At 32.5% G+C, this 16,756-nt stretch carries 17 protein-coding genes, 2 rRNA genes and 2 pseudogenes (1 of these 21 only partly in view); 11 read left to right on the top strand and 10 right to left on the bottom strand.

Features of this window, described 5'->3' with window-relative positions; genetic code table 11:
* Positions 1 to 26: 26 nt before the first annotated feature.
* Both rpsI and rplM read right to left on the bottom strand, forming a co-directional pair.
* Positions 27 to 422 (bottom strand): 30S ribosomal protein S9, encoded by a 396-nt coding sequence (gene rpsI / locus EZS29_RS02190; protein ID WP_130606081.1) that lies wholly within the window; start codon positions 420 to 422, stop codon positions 27 to 29.
* Between the two features lie 27 nt (positions 423 to 449).
* The gene (rplM, locus tag EZS29_RS02185; RefSeq protein ID WP_130606079.1) at positions 450 to 893 is read right to left on the bottom strand and encodes a 50S ribosomal protein L13; all 444 of its coding nucleotides are present in this window, start codon (positions 891 to 893) and stop codon (positions 450 to 452) included.
* 304 nt (positions 894 to 1,197) lie between these two features.
* On the opposite strand from rplM, the gene EZS29_RS02180 reads away from it, so the two are divergent.
* A complete protein-coding gene (locus tag EZS29_RS02180) occupies positions 1,198 to 2,256 on the top strand; it encodes a PolC-type DNA polymerase III family protein (RefSeq protein ID WP_130606077.1) in 1,059 nt (352 codons plus the stop codon).
* On the opposite strand, the gene EZS29_RS02175 is transcribed toward EZS29_RS02180, so the two are convergent.
* Positions 2,225 to 3,007, bottom strand: coding sequence for a segregation and condensation protein A (locus tag EZS29_RS02175; protein WP_130606075.1), 783 nt, complete (start codon positions 3,005 to 3,007; stop codon positions 2,225 to 2,227). The two genes, EZS29_RS02180 and EZS29_RS02175, sit on opposite strands and share 32 nt — an antisense overlap.
* Positions 3,008 to 3,189: 182 nt before the next feature.
* On the opposite strand from EZS29_RS02175, the gene EZS29_RS02170 reads away from it, so the two are divergent.
* The 8 genes and pseudogenes from EZS29_RS02170 to EZS29_RS02140 all read left to right on the top strand — a co-directional run bounded on the left by EZS29_RS02170 (position 3,190) and on the right by EZS29_RS02140 (position 10,759).
* Complete coding sequence (locus EZS29_RS02170; protein WP_130606073.1) at positions 3,190 to 3,633, top strand: hypothetical protein; 444 nt, start codon at positions 3,190 to 3,192, stop codon at positions 3,631 to 3,633.
* A gap of 7 nt (positions 3,634 to 3,640) precedes the next feature.
* A complete protein-coding gene (locus EZS29_RS02165; protein WP_130606071.1) occupies positions 3,641 to 4,750 on the top strand; it encodes a glycosyltransferase family 9 protein in 1,110 nt (369 codons plus the stop codon).
* A 23-nt stretch (positions 4,751 to 4,773) separates the two neighbouring features.
* Complete coding sequence (locus EZS29_RS02160) at positions 4,774 to 5,169, top strand: acyl-CoA thioesterase (protein ID WP_130606069.1); 396 nt, start codon at positions 4,774 to 4,776, stop codon at positions 5,167 to 5,169.
* A 446-nt stretch (positions 5,170 to 5,615) separates the two neighbouring features.
* Positions 5,616 to 8,015, top strand: a complete 2,400-nt coding sequence (locus EZS29_RS02155) for a TSCPD domain-containing protein (protein ID WP_130606067.1) — start codon at positions 5,616 to 5,618, stop codon at positions 8,013 to 8,015.
* Positions 8,016 to 8,556: 541 nt separating this feature from the next.
* Positions 8,557 to 9,321: a type I methionyl aminopeptidase gene (gene map / locus EZS29_RS02150; protein WP_130606065.1), complete on the top strand. Its 765-nt coding sequence runs from the start codon at positions 8,557 to 8,559 to the stop codon at positions 9,319 to 9,321.
* A 114-nt stretch (positions 9,322 to 9,435) separates the two neighbouring features.
* Positions 9,436 to 9,564: pseudogene (locus tag EZS29_RS16290) on the top strand (5-oxoproline transporter, DUF969 family subunit); the annotation flags it as partial.
* A 39-nt stretch (positions 9,565 to 9,603) separates the two neighbouring features.
* Positions 9,604 to 9,860, top strand: a pseudogene (locus EZS29_RS16285) (5-oxoproline transporter, DUF979 family subunit); the annotation flags it as partial.
* Positions 9,861 to 9,952: 92 nt separating this feature from the next.
* Positions 9,953 to 10,759 carry a GNAT family N-acetyltransferase gene (locus tag EZS29_RS02140; protein WP_130606063.1) on the top strand — a complete coding sequence of 269 codons (807 nt, stop codon included), beginning with the start codon at positions 9,953 to 9,955 and terminating at the stop codon, positions 10,757 to 10,759.
* Between the two features lie 39 nt (positions 10,760 to 10,798).
* Here EZS29_RS02140 and EZS29_RS02135 read toward each other — a convergent pair whose 3' ends face one another.
* Genes EZS29_RS02135 through EZS29_RS02115 form a run of 5 tightly spaced genes read right to left on the bottom strand, consistent with a single transcriptional unit; the run spans position 10,799 to position 14,749 of the window.
* On the bottom strand, positions 10,799 to 11,254 hold the full coding sequence (locus EZS29_RS02135) for a DMT family transporter (protein WP_130606061.1): 456 nt from the start codon (positions 11,252 to 11,254) through the stop codon (positions 10,799 to 10,801).
* Between the two features lie 24 nt (positions 11,255 to 11,278).
* Positions 11,279 to 11,704, bottom strand: coding sequence for a DMT family transporter (locus EZS29_RS02130; protein ID WP_281276327.1), 426 nt, complete (start codon positions 11,702 to 11,704; stop codon positions 11,279 to 11,281).
* Between the two features lie 32 nt (positions 11,705 to 11,736).
* On the bottom strand, positions 11,737 to 13,683 hold the full coding sequence (locus tag EZS29_RS02125; RefSeq protein ID WP_130606057.1) for an Lnb N-terminal periplasmic domain-containing protein: 1,947 nt from the start codon (positions 13,681 to 13,683) through the stop codon (positions 11,737 to 11,739).
* Entirely contained in the window at positions 13,683 to 14,225 is a 543-nt protein-coding gene (locus EZS29_RS02120; protein WP_130606055.1) for a DUF3015 family protein, read from the bottom strand. Before EZS29_RS02120 ends, EZS29_RS02125 begins: the two co-directional genes overlap by 1 nt.
* Before the next feature lie 35 nt (positions 14,226 to 14,260).
* Positions 14,261 to 14,749, bottom strand: a complete 489-nt coding sequence (locus EZS29_RS02115; RefSeq protein WP_130606053.1) for a DUF3015 family protein — start codon at positions 14,747 to 14,749, stop codon at positions 14,261 to 14,263.
* A 366-nt stretch (positions 14,750 to 15,115) separates the two neighbouring features.
* Between EZS29_RS02115 and EZS29_RS02110 the strand changes: the two genes are divergently transcribed.
* Entirely contained in the window at positions 15,116 to 15,880 is a 765-nt protein-coding gene (locus EZS29_RS02110) for a restriction endonuclease (protein WP_216678702.1), read from the top strand.
* 146 nt (positions 15,881 to 16,026) lie between these two features.
* Positions 16,027 to 16,326 (top strand): DUF1905 domain-containing protein, encoded by a 300-nt coding sequence (locus EZS29_RS02105; RefSeq protein WP_130606051.1) that lies wholly within the window; start codon positions 16,027 to 16,029, stop codon positions 16,324 to 16,326.
* Positions 16,327 to 16,438: 112 nt separating this feature from the next.
* Here EZS29_RS02105 and rrf read toward each other — a convergent pair.
* Positions 16,439 to 16,553, bottom strand: a 5S ribosomal RNA gene (rrf, locus tag EZS29_RS02100).
* Between the two features lie 84 nt (positions 16,554 to 16,637).
* Positions 16,638 to 16,756, bottom strand: a 23S ribosomal RNA gene (locus tag EZS29_RS02095); it runs 2,776 nt beyond the window's last position.

Here is a 16,756-nt window from a genome sequence, read left to right as displayed (position 1 = left end):
TTTTGAAGCCGAAAAATCGGTTCTTTTTAACGCTTGGAGAATTGGAAGCGAGCACGAGCGGAACGTAAACCATACATTTTACGTTCTTTGATACGCGCATCACGAGTGATAAGCCCAGAAGACTTAAGCACAGAACGGAATTCTGGGTTTAAGTTTAACAGAGCATTGGTAATACCGTGACGAATTGCACCAGCTTGACCAGAAAGCCCTCCGCCAACGACAGTTACGCGGATGTCAACCTTACCAAGAGTTTGCGTTAAGTTTAAAGCTTGTTCAACAACCATACGAGAAGTTGGACGCTTAAAATAATCTTCAAGACTACGGTGGTTAATTGTGATAGCACCTTTGCCATCTTTAACCAAATAAACGCGGGCTATAGAAGTTTTACGTTTGCCTACGCCAGAAATATATTTAACTGCCATTTTAGGGCTACCTCATTTAATCGTTTGTTAGTTTTTAATTGTACGCTCAGGTAAAGCTTCTGGTTTTTGTGAAACATGTGGATGCTCAGTACCAGCATAAACTTTTAGATGGCGATAGCATTCATCACCCAAACGATTGTGGGGAAGCATACCTTTAACTGCAAGTTCTAACAAACGCTCAGGTTGAGTTGCACGGATTTCAGCAGCAGTTTGGGTTTTCAACCCACCAAAGAAACCTGTGTGGCGATGATAAAGCTTGGTAAGCTCTTTGTTTGCAGAAAGCTTAACTTTAGCGGCATTAATAACAACAACATTGTCGCCCATATCCATGTGCGGAGTGAATGTTGGTTTGTGCTTACCACGTAAAATATAAGCAATTTGTGTTGCAAGACGCCCAAGAGTTTTACCTTCAGCATCGACAATGAACCATTTCTTCTGAATTTCAGAAGCTTTGGCAGAATAAGTTTTCATATAAAGAACTCCACTTAACAAAAAATAATGAATTTACCCTGTAAATTCAATTAATTACAAATTCGCTTGCGAGCGTTCCTCTTTTCCTCGTAGCTTTCAGCAAATCGGGCGTTATCCCAACGCAAAATACTGATATCATAGAGAAATAAAAATCACTCGTGCCACTTCTCCAATAGGTGTGGAGTTCCTGCAGAAGGAGTGACACAACCCCGCATTGGATGTAGAATGAAGCGAAACGCATTTTCATTCACACAGCCCTGCAAAAAAAAACATGCAGAGGGGCTTTATATCGGGAACTTTGCTTGTGGTCAACAATGAAAATTCATTTATCTTAATAAATCAGGAAATAACGACTCTTCCCTATCTAGAGTGCATAAAATTTATTGTGAAAGCTTCGTATGGCTTGATTGAAAATGGTGAGTCCCAGTTTATAGATTTTATCCATGCAAATGAATTAATTACAAACAATATCCAGTATAATCAAATAGATAACTTAATAGAACAATTTGATTTTTACCAAGGCACTCCTGTCGCACGTCAATTTTTAGCCATATCGATGCTTACGAATCTGTATTATGAAGCAAATGAAATCATTGATAAGATCAAAAAGAATCTTATAGAAAAAACAAAGATAAATCTAAATAGAATTTCAGACAAACCAAGCCTACCCTTAAAGATTTCAAGGGCATTTTCTCTACTCGAAAATAAGAAAAAATTACAAGCTGAGATCTTACCATACGAAGAAATAATGAATCAATTTCTCAATCGATTAGAGAAACAAAAAAACAGCAAAAAAGAAGAATTAAATGCTCCTCTCAATTTCTGGGAAGAAGAATCAATTCGCAAATCCTTTTATCAAATCATATCTTTTATAGAATGCTCTCTTTATTCATTTAGCTATATTACAAATATGAAAGATAATAAAATAATTAGCTCACTCATCTCAATAAAAGAAGATATTTTCGCAAGCTCAATAAGGGAAATATATAACAAAACACATTTTATATTAAGACTTATAAAACTTATTTTAAAAAATAATAAAAATATAGAGAAATCAGAAGAAAACCTTAACAAAGAACAAGAGAATTCTTCTTATACAAATAGATTAAGCATTCAATTATCAAAACTAAATGAAAATATTTCTGAAATAAAAAAATTAGAACAAAAAATGATTGAGCTAAATACAAGTCATATTAAATTCCGAGAAATGATCGATGAAGAAATACACTCGTTAAATATATCAATTTCTAAAGAAAATATAGTCAAAGCTAGGTTAGAAATGCGTTTAAATGATGATGAATATCCTTTAAGCGTAGCCTTTAGAACTCATATTACAAAGTTGCTTCAATATCTTGAAGAATAATACTTTCATCATAAAATTTCTCGCCTTTAGTTAATTCAATTGGAGAAAATAAATTGTCTTGCCTAATATTCACTTGGTTTGCCTTACACAATTCAAGCACAGCCATAATAACTACGATAAGCTCATAGCGAGAAATGCATTCCATAAGAAAATCTTGAAGTAAAATAATTTGAACTTCTTCTAAACGCTTTTTAACAATTTCCATTTTTTGCTGTATAGTAATTTTTTGTGCTTTAACAATAACTTTGGGGCGAGATGTATTTGAAAACTTTAAGAGCACGCGCTCTAACGAAATAATAAGATCGAAAGGATTGCCTTTTATAGGATGCTCAAAGTTAGAAAACTCATCTTCACGCCGCTTGTATTCTGCTGTTGGATATATATTGCCGGCAACCGTGCCCATAGATTCCAAAATTTCCGAAGCTTTTTTTAAAGCTTCAAACTCAAGCAACTGTTCTACAAGCAAACGACGCGGATCTTCTTCAGAAATTTGCTCTAAGCTTTCAAGATTTTCAGTGCTCTTTTGTAACACAGGCAATAGCAAATGCGCTTTTATTTCAATTAGTTGAGCAGCCATTGCAAGATACTCACCTGCAGAATGAAAATCTAATTCTGGCACTTGCTTAAGAAAACTAAGATATTGCTCTGTTATAATAGCTATAGGAATATTAAATATGTTAAGTTCCTGAGCTTTTATAAGATGCAGGAGAAGATCGAGAGGGCCATCAAAGTTTTCAAGTCGAAGGTGCATTGATTTCTACCAGTTACAATACGTTTTTAGTTTTGATCATTTTGCTACAAAATGATCGTAATAGAGGTTTAAACTTCTGTCGACGTAGATGTAAAGTCATTATAGACAAAGTAAATTATTTTGTCGGTTTTAGATTTTGAGATGCCACACAATCTCACAACATGCATAAACGAGGTTTTACTTTGCAAAGGACGAAATTACTATTAATTGGTCTCGGATTTTTTTGGATTTTTGCCTGGAGTGTTTTTGGTAGCATACTTGGTTCACGCATAGAAATAATGAGCGCAACCAATGCAGATCCCGCTTGGTTGATTGGGTGGCAAAGAACGCTATTACGATCAGCGCATGCTCATATGAATTTAATGGGAATAACAACTGTGCTGATAGGCCTTACCCTCAGCCATTTAAAGACATATTTTTCACAAAAATATGCAAATTTATTTATAATTATCAATACAATCAGTATCCCAATTTTTGGTCTTGGGATTGTGCTGCAAGCTTTTAATCCCAATACAAATGGAACTATCTCACCTGTTACGGCTATTGCAGCACTAGGGGGAATTCTCTATATTATTTCTATCGGAATTTGGTCCGCCCTTTTTATTTTTAGTGCAATGAAAAAATGAAATTGAAATGAGCATATTGACAAATATTGAAACAATAAAATTTGAGAGAGTAGTTTATATCACTAGAATGACAGCTATCGGTGATGTTATCATCACCTCCCGAGTCATTACGAAACTAAAAGCAAATGGATATTTTCCAATTCTGGTCACATCGTTTGCAACCGAAGAGATCGCACGGCGTATGCACGACTTAAAAGCATACATTTGTATTGATAAAGACAACGATATTAAATGCTATTATGATTCTAAAATTTTAATTAAAGAACATTTTTGTCAAAAAATAAATTCTCTTAAAACATATAAAGATAGAATAATAATTGATTTACAAAGAACTAGACGTAGTAAAAGAGCAAAAAAACTTCTCAAAAAAGAGTTACATCTATTTTTCGAGAACTCTCTATTTGTTAATAAAAGAACGTTATTCAGACTGTTTCTTATCATGCTTGCATATTTTTCATTTGGGCAAAAAAGAAGAGATAAAATAAAAGAAATAGTAAGAATTCATGATTTACAAGATAATTTAGTCGATCAAATTTTAAAATATGATAAAGTAAATATAAAACAACCTAATTATGATGATTACTCTTTACTGAGTTTTAATAAAGATTACCACTTACCTTTAAAAAATTATATTTGTATTTTTCCTGGCGCGAGCGGCTTTATTAAAATGTGGCCTAAAGAAAACTTTAGAGAATTAATTCAACTCATTCTTATTAATTCCAATAATAACATTATAATATGCGGCAGTAAAAGTGAAGAATTCTTAGGTGAATACTTAGCATATCCCAAAAATAAAAGAGTGTTAAATTTAGTAAACAAAACAAGCTTAGGTGAAACACTCGATCTCATCTCACATGCAAATTATATTATTTCGAATGACTCATTTGCTGGACATGCAGCTGATATTTATAAAAAACCAGCATCAGTCATTTTTGGAGCGACATCCCCAAGTTTTGGTTTTGTTCCGATTTTTAGAAATATAACTTTAGAATACGAAAATATTGCTTGTAGCCCATGCACCCGCCATGGCCAATCTGACTGTCACTTTAAAAATTTAAAATGTCTTAAAGACATTTCTCCGATTTCTATCTTGCAAAAAATGAAAAATTTTTTTTAGAGCAACTCTAAAAAGGAGAAAAAATGACCGATAATGATAAAATTCAAGAACTCATACGCGTTTCTGAAACAAGAATGATCAAATGCGTTTTTCCAGACACTACAAATCATTATAATACTTTGTTTGGTGGCACAGCTCTCAATTGGATGGATGAAATTGCCTTTATTACTGCAACCCGCTTTTGCAGAAAAAAAATTGTCACAGTCTCGTTAGACAAAACGGATTTCCAAAAACCAATTCCTGCAGGAACCTTTGCTGATATACATGGTAAAGTTATTTTTGTAGGCAATAAAAGTTTAAAAATTCAAGTGCAGATTTTTATCGAACAAATGTATACAAATCAAAGAGATCTTGCTGTGAGCGGTGTTTTTTCAATGGTTGCACTCAATGAGAATGGCAAACCTACTTCAGTTTTATAATATTGAATTTATTCCTCAAAAAGCAATCAAATTAAACATTTGCACTAATAAATGTTTTTAAATAAAATAAAAAAGTTAATAAAATAATTTTTCAGCTATGTATTATTATTTTAGAGGAAAAAAATTAAAATATTTGTCATATACACAATTATCATGTTTTTATCAAAAAATACTTTTGCTAATGAATTAAAAGAATTTTATGTCGTCTGTATGGATATTAAAACAAAAAAATATACGTACCCTAAGGACTCAGAAAATAATTATTTAAAAGCAAATGAAGTAAAACAAGACAACCAAGCAATAGGACTTTTAAATATTTGCTTAGCTTAAGTTGACTTTACTTAATAATCTATATCATGTATATTTCTTTTTTAAGATAAAAGATTTTAATATAATATATAACAACTTATCATTATTGAATTAAAACTTCAGGGAGAGCAAATAGAATGCTTTCAAAAATATTGAATGAATATCAATTTACCTCTGAATTATATAAAAACATAATTGAAAATAAGTACTGCTTTGAAATAGTAGACACTTTGACAAAAGAAAAAAGGAAAGAAAAATTTACGGAGGCTATTCAACGTGTTGCTTATGAAGTCAACAAATACGACAACAGTGCATTTGACGAAATGCAGGAAAAAACGATTCAATATATTCAAGCAAAAGACTTTAGCCCTGCCGGCGGGATTTGGCGTGCTGCCGGAAATAAAACACATAAAATTTCATACGTGAATTGCACAACTCAAGCACCTGTAAAAGATTCTATTGAAGAAATTTTTGCTCAATCACTGACTCATTGGAGTCGCATTGCCTCCTATGGTCAAGGAAATGGAATCGATATTTCAGGACTCAGACCCCGTGGGGCAATCACACAAAACTGCGCAAAAGCCAGCACAGGTGCTGTGAGTTTTCTTTCTATATTTGATGCAGCTATGCAAGTTATTGGTGCTGAAAATCGAAGAGGAGCTACGAAACCAGACATATGGATCTATCACCCGGATGCAGAAGAATTTATTACTTGTAAGTCTGATATCACAAAATTAACTTCACAAAATGTTTCAGTTAAAGTAGATACTGAATTTATAAATGCAGTCATCGAAAATAAAAATATATTAATGAATTGGGAAAGAAAAGAAAATAAAATATATATTGGTTCTAAATTATTTGACGACAACTCACCTGGGCCAAATTTAAGCGTCCAGCGTGAAATAAATGCCCAAATACTTTTCCATAAAATAGCATTTCAAGCATGGAAAACGGGCGAGCCTGGAATTGAGTTTTGGGATCAGAGCGAAAAATATTCAAATAGCAATTATCATCCTGATAAAAAATACCATATTGTTTCAACCAATGGCTGTTCTGAACAGAAATTAGATCCATTCAATACCTGCGTACTTGCTTCTATTAACTTTTATAATATGCCCTTGCTCAATGAAAATTGGCAAGAATGGCTAAAAGAAAGAGTGGAATTTGGTGTACGATTTTTAGACAATGTTATTATTGCTGAGTATCAAGAAAATCGGTCACCACATCCCACTCAACGAGAAAAATTAAAAGAAATGACTCGCATTGGTCTCGGATTTACTGGACTGTATGATTGGTTCATAAAATCAAAATTAAGGTATGGATCTGAAAAAAGTATTTCAGTAACAGAAAAAATAATGAAGGTTTTCACAGAAACTGCTTATCGCACTTCCATACAATTGGGTAAAGAAAGAGGAAGCTTTAAAGAATTTAAGAAAGAGTGGTTTATCAAAAGTCCATTTATAAAAAGACTATGCCAACTCACATCTTTAGAACTTGAAGACTTTACAGAAATGCGCCATGTTTGCTGCTTAACTGTAGCACCGACTGGTACTTTATCGATGCTGGTCGGAGTGGGAGGAAGCGGTTGTGAACCTGCATTTGCACCTTATCTAGAGCGGAGAGAAAGGACACTAACAGGGGAGTACAAGTCGCATTTAATTTTTGATAACTGTGTTATTAATGAACTAAATAGAAAGAAAATATCTTTAACAAAACAAAATGCCGAAAAATTAGTTGAAGAAAATGAATGGATTTTTGCAGCTTGGAATAAAAAACCTGAAAAAAATATAGATCCACTTGATAAATTAAAATTAATCGCAACTTTGTATAAATATATCGACAGTGGCATTTCTGTGACTTATAATTTACCAGAAAATGCACGGAAAGAAGACATTTGGAAAATATACTTAACTGCATGGCAATATGGCTTAAAATCAGTTACTGTTTATCGTGACAAAAGTAGAGAAGGGGTATTAAAAAACTTACCTACTGACAATGGTGAAAATATTTCGAAAAAATTAAAAAAAATAATTGCTGTAAAACGTCCCAATGTTTTATCATGTGATATTCATAATTTTAAATTAAATAAGAAAAACTGGCTTATTCTAATTGGTTTACTTGAAAATGATCCGTACGAAGTATTTTGTGGATACTGCGATGCAAATTCTTTACCAGAAAACTTTATAAATTCAGAAATTATCAAACGAAAAAATAAGAAATATTTTCTAAAATTTAAAAACATAAAAGAGATAAATCTAAAAAACCTTTTACAAAACAAACCTTCTGAGAGTGCCATCACACGCCTTGTGTCCTTAAATTTAAGGCACGGAGTTGATATTAAATACATTGTCCAACAACTCGAAAAAACCGAAGGCAGTGTCACACATTTTGCGAGTGCTATCAATCGAGTCCTTAAAAAATATATTAAAGATGGTACAAAATTCACTGGAGAAATTTGTCCAAATTGCCAAAAATCAAATATTATTTACCAAGCAGGCTGTATGACTTGTGCCGACTGTGGCTGGAGTCGCTGTTAATTAATTAACTTATAGTAAAAATTTATCAATATGAATACGTTTCATTAGTGAAACCGAGTGCAATTACCCATTCATATTAAATAAAATAATTCACTTATTTATAGGATTATTTTCTTTTAACACTGTAAATAATTGAACACTTGAAAAATAAAATTTTACTTTATATCATTACTAAAATTATTCGAATATAATTATAAAAAACCCCGAAAATAAACAATATAATTTCAATTTAGTACTAAATAAAAATTTATACATGTTAAAAAATATGAATATGTACTTAATTTAATTTTATATTAAGTACATAAATGACAGGATTTAAGCAAAAGATAATTTTAATATTAGTAAGTGATTTATGATAATTTAAAATTTACGCTTTATTCATATGGATATTTATACTTCTAAGAAGATTTTCATTTTGTCATCTTGCGATTCTATAAAGCATAGAGTATTCCTTATGTTTTGAATTTGAAAATTTCACTTTCCGTCGATCAGACGAAAAATTGGAACTTTTTTTTAGATATTATTGATATTGGAAAATTGAATGATATTACAAAATGACGATGAATTAAAAAAATTACAAAAAATCGGAACAATAGTAGCTGATACACTTGTTTTTATGATGAAAAGTGTTGAAGTAGGAATGACCACACAAGAACTTGACGAAATGGGCGGAACATTTCTTAAAAAATTTGGTGCCGTCTCAGCACCTAAATTAACATACAATTTCCCAGGCTACACATGCATTTCATTAAACCATGAAATTGCACATGGTATCCCATCGCAAAAGAAAATAATGGCTGGAGATTTAATTAACATCGATGTTTCTGCTGAATTAAATGGATTTTTTGCCGATACAGGCGGGTCTTTTAGTGTTGGTATAAAAACTCCTCAAAATGAAAGACTGTGCAGCGCAACAGTGGAAGCAATGTATGCAGGAATAAATGCGACTAAAAGTGGAGAAAAGTTATCCGCCATAGGAAAATCAGTGGAAAAAATTGCCCGCAAATATAAATATTCGATTATTGAAAATTTAGGTAGTCATGGTGTTGGGAAAGCATTGCATGAAGAACCAAAATATATATCATCGACCTTCGATCCAAAAGAAAAAAGAATATTAAAAAAAGGAATGGTCATAACGGTAGAACCCTTTCTCTCAACTGGTGAAATTTATGCTGAAGAAAGTAAAGATGGCTGGACATTGTTTATAAAAAAACAACATAAAGCGGCTCAATTTGAACATACGATCGTTGTTACTGATGGTGAACCTATAATATTAACTCGTCCATCAGCAGACGCATTTTTTTAACAAAAAAGCTTACAAGAAAGGGGATTTCTTTGAATGTAAAGCCAGCGCGATTTTTTATTCTAAATGAAAGCTCCCTTACCATTAAGCTTGCCCCACCCGCTGAACTCTTTTTTTCTAAGAGAAATATCCGCTGCTATGGGGTTAATTGGGTTAGGTGGACATGCTCAAACAATCCGCCCCCTGATCACCCCAATGACAGAAGGAGCAAGTCAAAATAGATATGGTCCTTTACCAAAGTCAATCATTGCAGGATTAAGTCAATTCTCCAATGGCAAGTATTTGCAAAAGAGATGCTTGCTTGACTCGATCGGCTGGGCTGCAATATTGCCCATGATGCTTGCAATGCTAGGAGGGATTTTTACGGCTGCACAAACTGTTAACTCTATTTAAGAAATTCCAAACTTATTGTCGATCCAGACAATCGCTTTTTATTAGTTGCTATTTATTTCAGTAGAATGACTTTATTTTCAATGATTATAGGCAATGCTTTTGCTGCATTTCCTGTTATGACAGCTGGTATTGCGCTTCCCTTTTTAGTCCACACTTACGATTTTTATTTTATTAAAAAATTAATTGATTTAATTTATAATTACTATTAATCTTCTAAGCAAAATCACTTAGGAGATTTAAAATGGAAAATCTAATTGATTTATGCGAAAATACTGTCAAAGAAAAATTTTTCTACATACCACAATTCTTAAATGATTGCTCAGTTGAAATCTACGAAGGCTTTAAAATTACAAAATCACCTTATATAAGTTCCATGTTTAATATAGCTTGGTTAAATAACATCAATCCTGTTCATCTCGAGTCTTCTCTTAATAAATTGATAAATCATTTTAAACCAAATCCTTTTGCCTTGTGGATTGGCCCCAATTCGACTCCTAAACAAATAAATGAAATTTTACAAAATTTAGGCTTTGTCAAAGAAGCAAGTGAAACAGGTATGACATATGCCTTTAATCAAATAAATAACTCATTTAATTCAGCCAATATAAAAGAATTATACGATGAAATTTTAAATTCCAATATCATTAAAGAAATCAACGATGAAAATAGTATGAAGTTTTTTATTAGTGTACTCGAGAATTATGATCCAGAAGCGCGAAAGTATTATTTAAAAATTGCCAATGAATTGGGTTTCAAAGATAATAAGCCATATCGCTTTTTTTACCATGAAGCGGATGGCTGTTCAACATGTATTGCATCGCTCTTTTTTAAAGATGAAATCTGTGGCATATTTGATGTTCTTACTCATGATAATTATAGAAATCAGGGGCATGCTTCAAAGATGATGAAATATCTTCTCAATTTTGCGAAAGAACATGGGGCAAAATATATGGGTCTCACAGCGTCTTCACCAGAAGCAGTAAGCATATATAAAAAATTAGGCTTTATTGAAATGGGTGAATATGATTGCTATGAATATAAACGTTAAATATTTTTATGGAATATTTCGAGCATACTTTCGCATTTCTTATTGCGCTTTTTTAAAATGATTCCAATTTATACTGAATCGCTGTACTTTCGATAAATAAACTGCAAATAAAATAAATATAATCCCAGTGATTTGCATATATGAAGGGTATTTTCCTGAAAGTTGAATATCTAAAAGTATAGCTGTGATTATTTGTCCACATATAATTAAAATAGTTGTATTCATAGCGCCAATACGAAGAATAACATAACTATTTATGGCTCCAAAAAAAGCTCCGAAGACACTACCTAAATATGCAAATTTGGGTATGTTCTCATTTATTAAAAACCAATCGCCTAATATGAAAACAATAATTGTCAAAAAAATAAAACCAACAATATGATTCCAAAACGATGCTTTTAATGCTCCTACTTTTGTACTTAATTGCCCGTTTATAAGTCTATTTACGTTTATTATCATGCCATTTAAAACAGCCAAAAAAAATAGAAAACTCATATATTTTTATTTCCAAAATAAAATTTAATAACTCCCAGCTAAAACAAGAACAATAACAATGAAATCTTTCAACAGAATTTTTCTCTTTATTGTTCCAAATAGGCCTATACTGTCTGAAAACATGCCAAATAAAATTTGCCCCACTAGGATAAGTGAAATTGCTGCAGAGAGGGAAAGCCCCTTATTTATAACAAGCGAAGAAAGAATAACTACGAAAGCCCCTACCACACCACCCAAATAAAGCCACCATTTAATATTTTTTGTAACTTTTTGAGTCTTATCTTTTTTAAATTGCATAACAAAGGAAAATAGAAAGATTGTTAAAATGACGCATGCACCTATTCCATGCGCAAACCATGATGCAAAGATTGCATTTGTATTTAGAGCAAGCAAACTATTTGATGTGACCATCAATGCTAGCAGAACACCACAAAAAAGTGCTAAAAAAATAATTTTCTATATTAGAAGGGCGAATTAATATTCTAAAAATAATATCTGATATTAAAAGAAGCTTCAGGCATTGCATTATTATTTATTATATTCATTTGAAATTCTAAATTTTTATTTGCATATGCTGCAAGGTTCAATGAGTATTTAATTGAGTCAATAGATTTTTCTGCATGGAATCTTTTAGCGATTTCAGATTTAGCTATGAATTTAAAATACTTAGAAATATTTTGTATCATCCCTATGGATAGAGTCGGACCTATATGGCCTGCAGTACTTGAAGAATAGCCTAAATCACAATGTAAAATAGTATATAAAATTAAAGAGTTATTCAACTCATACAATGCTAAACCATAACCTAATTGCAAATATCCACGTTCTTGAGTCGCTGCATCGCCAAATCCAAATCCATATTCATAGCCTGAATCAAAGTGCCAAGTTAAGAAATTAATATTCGGAATTTGTGCTGGAAGTGAGGTTATTTCTAATAAATGAAAATTTTTTAAATATACTTTTTTATTTGTATAATCCGCTCTCAAGATCGTGTCTAAAAATCCTACTCCTAATGCATCACTGTATCCATTCGATTGAGATTCAAAATCATGCAATGCAGGCCTCCATCTTATATCAGTAAACCATGTCCCAGAAAAGGTTGAGCCATAGCCCACTGAAATAAGTGCTGAATCATGACCCTGATTTGGAGGAGCTGATGTCGGAGCGTCCACCAGTGGCTCAGATTTTTCTCCCGTCTGAGCCCTTGAAATCAATAATTGTTTACGCAAGTCACCATATTCAATCGCATCATTTGAACCTACGAGCTTTTCTTTATAATCGATATATTCAAGAGCAGTATCAATAATTCTTGTTTTACATTGATTGTGGCACTCAGAAAATATGGATTGAGTTAACTTTACATTATTATTCTCAACAATTTCCTTCAATATTTTTCTTTCTTGGCCATTCAAAACTGATAATCTTGTTATATATCTTGAGAAAACTGAAGCTCTATAAGTAATTTGTTCCACTAAATTTGGCGTTCTGTTAACGACTCGAACTGTGTCCGAGGGTATAGCATATATTTTAATATTTTCTGTTAATTTTAATTCTGGTTTAGCAGCTTCTAAGACTGCGAGAATTACATAAGCACAATTGTCATCTAAATAATAATAGTCAATATATGTCCATCCTACTTCCCATAGGATTAATTCTAAAAGACGTATTTCTTTTTTGGATAAATTTAATTTATACTCCCACAGATCGCGACTTTCAAAATTATTGTATTCTTGAATTTTTATATAGTAGGGAACAACAGCAAATTTTCCAGGATATCCCCCCGCCAATCCTTTAATCGCAAATAACCAATCCCTCTCTGCAGGAATGAGTGCGGCAAAATTTGCCGCATCATCCAAAATTGCAGATTCATTTTTATAATCTTTATTTCTATGCAGGCGTAAGAAAGTATGGCCAAATAAAGTGCCAGGACCATCTGCTACATAATTTGAAAAAACAAGAGAAACTCCCTCATAATCTAAATAATCGATGAATTTATGCAGCTCAGGACAAGGTTGAAAATGCATTTTATTCGGATTAATCTCAAGCTCCTCCACTAACCAATGAAACCTTGCTGGGAAGCGGCATTGAGGATGTAAATAATTTTCGTCTGGTTTTTTGGGGGTTTCTACAGCAAAAGCTTTAAGAGTCTCAATGAGTTCTAATTTTGGATTTATTTTCCCTTCTTGTGAAAGAAAAAAATTTTTATCACTCATTAAACTTTTTGGTTGTGAACTAAAAAATCTATCAGGAATAAATAATAATTTTTTCCATGCCCTCTTTTCCCATAGTTTTTCGTTTTCTGCTTGTGTTATAATTTCACTAATATATGCATTTGATTCTGCATAAACTTTCGAAGATGGAGCTATGAAACTGCCTAAGAAAAAAAAAATTATAATTGGAAAAGGATAAAAAATACTATTCCAATACATCAGTAAATCGTTCTAACACAATTTTTTGCCATAAATTGATCAGAATTTACTTCTCTCAAATAATTTTGCAATACTGTATTAGGCTCATTGGTTTCATAAATTTTATTATAATTCATCTGACTAAATTTAGAGAATTGTTCATTTGGACAACCAAAAACGTTAGCCAATGCAATTAAATGTTCACCAGTGCCTTGCGCAGCTTCTTTCGATAGGCTTGATAAGTTTACAGTGATAAAAACTTCTTGTTCTACTGATGCTGTTTTGCTTCGAGATTCAACACAATTCGAAGTACCCGAAGTTATTGCTGAGGATTGCGTATAACCTGAAATAACTTCATTCACTAAAGACGCACCAATTTGTGGAAGCGTTTCTTTTTCTTTTATAAATAAAGAAGCAAAACCACAGCCACCCATGCCCCATGCCTCAACATCTTTATAGTTACCATCTTTACCGATCTCTACAGCAGCATATACATTGGAAGGCAGTGCAGTCATTAAAATTAAGCCAATGAACGAGTTACGAACTAATTTGAAATATTTCATATTGGGATCTCCCACGTAACTTATGAATTGTAAAATTAAATAACCAACGAACAGCCTGAGACCAATTCTTCATTCCCTTTAATTTCTTCCTGCACAACATCAAGCGCAGCCATAACTCCCGGTGCAATAAAAATTTTAGAAAATGAATTTTGCATTTGCGAAGCAAAACGTGGATAAAGCTCATTTTTACAACCAAAAGTGCTGGAAAATGCGCGGAGAGTTTCTCCATCGCCCTGTGCCATTTCTTTAGATAAAGTTGAATAATTATCTGATATAAATTTTTTTTGCGCGCTTAGTGCAGCAGCCTTTGAAGGAGCAAGACAATTTGAAGTACCAGATGTTATCCCAAATACCTGATTTGCTAAAGTTCCATTTGTCGTAGATGCAAAAACCTGATTTCCATCAGCTCCCATGACTTGTGATCCCAAACCACATCCAGCCATACCAAACGGTGTCTTGGCAATACTGGCAAACGGCAGCAAACATAAAACGAAGGTAATTGGTACATGTTTTCTCAGAAACATAACAACAGTCCTCCTCACGGTGTATAGCAAAATAAATATGCCTAAACTTTATAGTTTATTTTTTAATATATCAATTTTTTGGGATATTTTTTTCTAGAAGATTATACCACTTACGTTAAATTAAATTTTATTTTTTATAAATAAAAATGTATTTTTATTAAAAATACATAAAAACATATAAATATGCTTATATTTTTACCATTTCTCATGTTACTCTATGTATATTATTAGCAAAACTCCATGGATTGTGTTTTATTAATTGAAATCTTTATTTTTATAATAAAGCAACTGGCATTGAAAAAATACTGCTGAAAAAAATTTAGATAATTTTTTTCGTTTAAAATTTACCGAAAGGATTAAATAAAGGTGTTACCTAAATATCATCAAATAATGCTTCCATTTTTAAAATTAATTTCCGATGAAAAAAAACACCGTGTTTCTGAGTTAGGAAATGAAATTGCAAAATACTTTGACTTAAATGAAAGAGAAAGAAGAGAAGTCCTTCCTTCAGGCGCCCAAACTGTGTTTGACAATCGTGTCGGTTGGGCAAAAACTTATTTGAAAAAAGCAGGACTTATTTATTATCCTGAAAGAGGATTTGTCCTTATTAATTCAAAAGGAAAAGCTTTATTAAGTGAGAACTTAACAGAAATTACACCGAATTATTTGAGAAGATATGATGAGTTTTTAGAATTTAAATCCCCTTCAATTTCTAATAGCAAAACCTTTGCAAAGGAGACAATTATAGTTGCATCGCAGGAGAATTTATCTACACCTCAGGAAGCTTTAGAAGCGGCTTATCGTTCATTAAATAATGAGATAATTGCTGATTTAATTTCAAATATTGAGAACTGTTCAGCGTTTTTCTTTGAAAAGCTCGTAGTCGATCTATTAATTAACATGGGTTATGGAGGCTCGAGAAAAGAAGCAGGCAAAGCATTTCAAAGCACAGGTGATGGTGGAATTGATGGAATCATAAAAGAAGATCGTTTAGGCCTCGATGCAATTAAAATTATCTTAATTAACGGAACAGAACTCGCAGAATATATGATTGAAACAAACACAGGAGTCTCTGTTGTTGATGTCTATAAAATTAAAAAAATTGATCTCGACTATTTTCAAGAAACTTAAGTAAAACACAAGATAAACCTGAACTTGCACAAGCTTGGATTAATGGCGGTTTGTAGTGAAGAGCACTACTGAATATAATAAATGTAGTGTAAAGTTTACTTTAGTGAATGTGTTTTTTATTATTAAAAGCAAAATAGTAGAATGCAATGAAGAAATATAAAGTAACAGGCAAAATTAAAAGATTCCCGGGAAAAGGCGGCTGGTTTTACGTTGAGCTGAATAAGAAGATGAGTGAAGTCTTGCGCCCATTAGTAAAAAATAGGTGGCCCGCATTACTAGCTGCATCGTTTACTTTAAATCAAACATCCTGGAAAAGTTCTATTATGCCTATAAAAGAGGGACCTCTTTTTATAGCGTTACCTGCCAAAATTCGTAAATGCGAACAATTAGAAGAAGGACAAAAAGTAAATATAGAATTTTTGCTTTCTGATAACAGAATCTTTTAAGGGCAGGTTTATAACTTCAATTAGCGGGTCGGAACCCCAAATTATAAGTAATTAATTTAAATTCAAACAAAAAAAAGCCCCTCGGTAAAAACCGAGGGGCTTTAGAATTAAAAGGCTGCACAGAGCTACTCTCCCACACTTAAGAGTGCAGTACCATTGCCGCAGACGGGCTTGACTTCGGAGTTCGGAATGGGATCCGGTATTTCCCCGTCGCAATCAGCACAGCCAAAGCGAAAAACTAAGATAGAGAAGAGAGATAATAAGAAGAAGAAAGAAAGTAAAGGAGAAAAGCGTATAAGTTAAGTGATATTTTTCTCAAGCCGTCAGGGCGATTAGTAATGGTTAGCTGAACGCCTCGCAGCGCTTACACATCCATCCTATCGAACTTGTCGTCTTCAAGTGCCCTGTGAGATTTCTCTCGGGGAAGTTC

It is taken from the genome of Fluviispira sanaruensis (assembly GCF_004295685.1).
Taxonomy (GTDB): Bacteria; Bdellovibrionota_B; Oligoflexia; order Silvanigrellales; family Silvanigrellaceae; genus Silvanigrella; species Silvanigrella sanaruensis.
The sequence above is the reverse complement of the archived record's forward strand: the minus strand, read 5'-3'. Positions and strand labels throughout refer to the sequence as shown.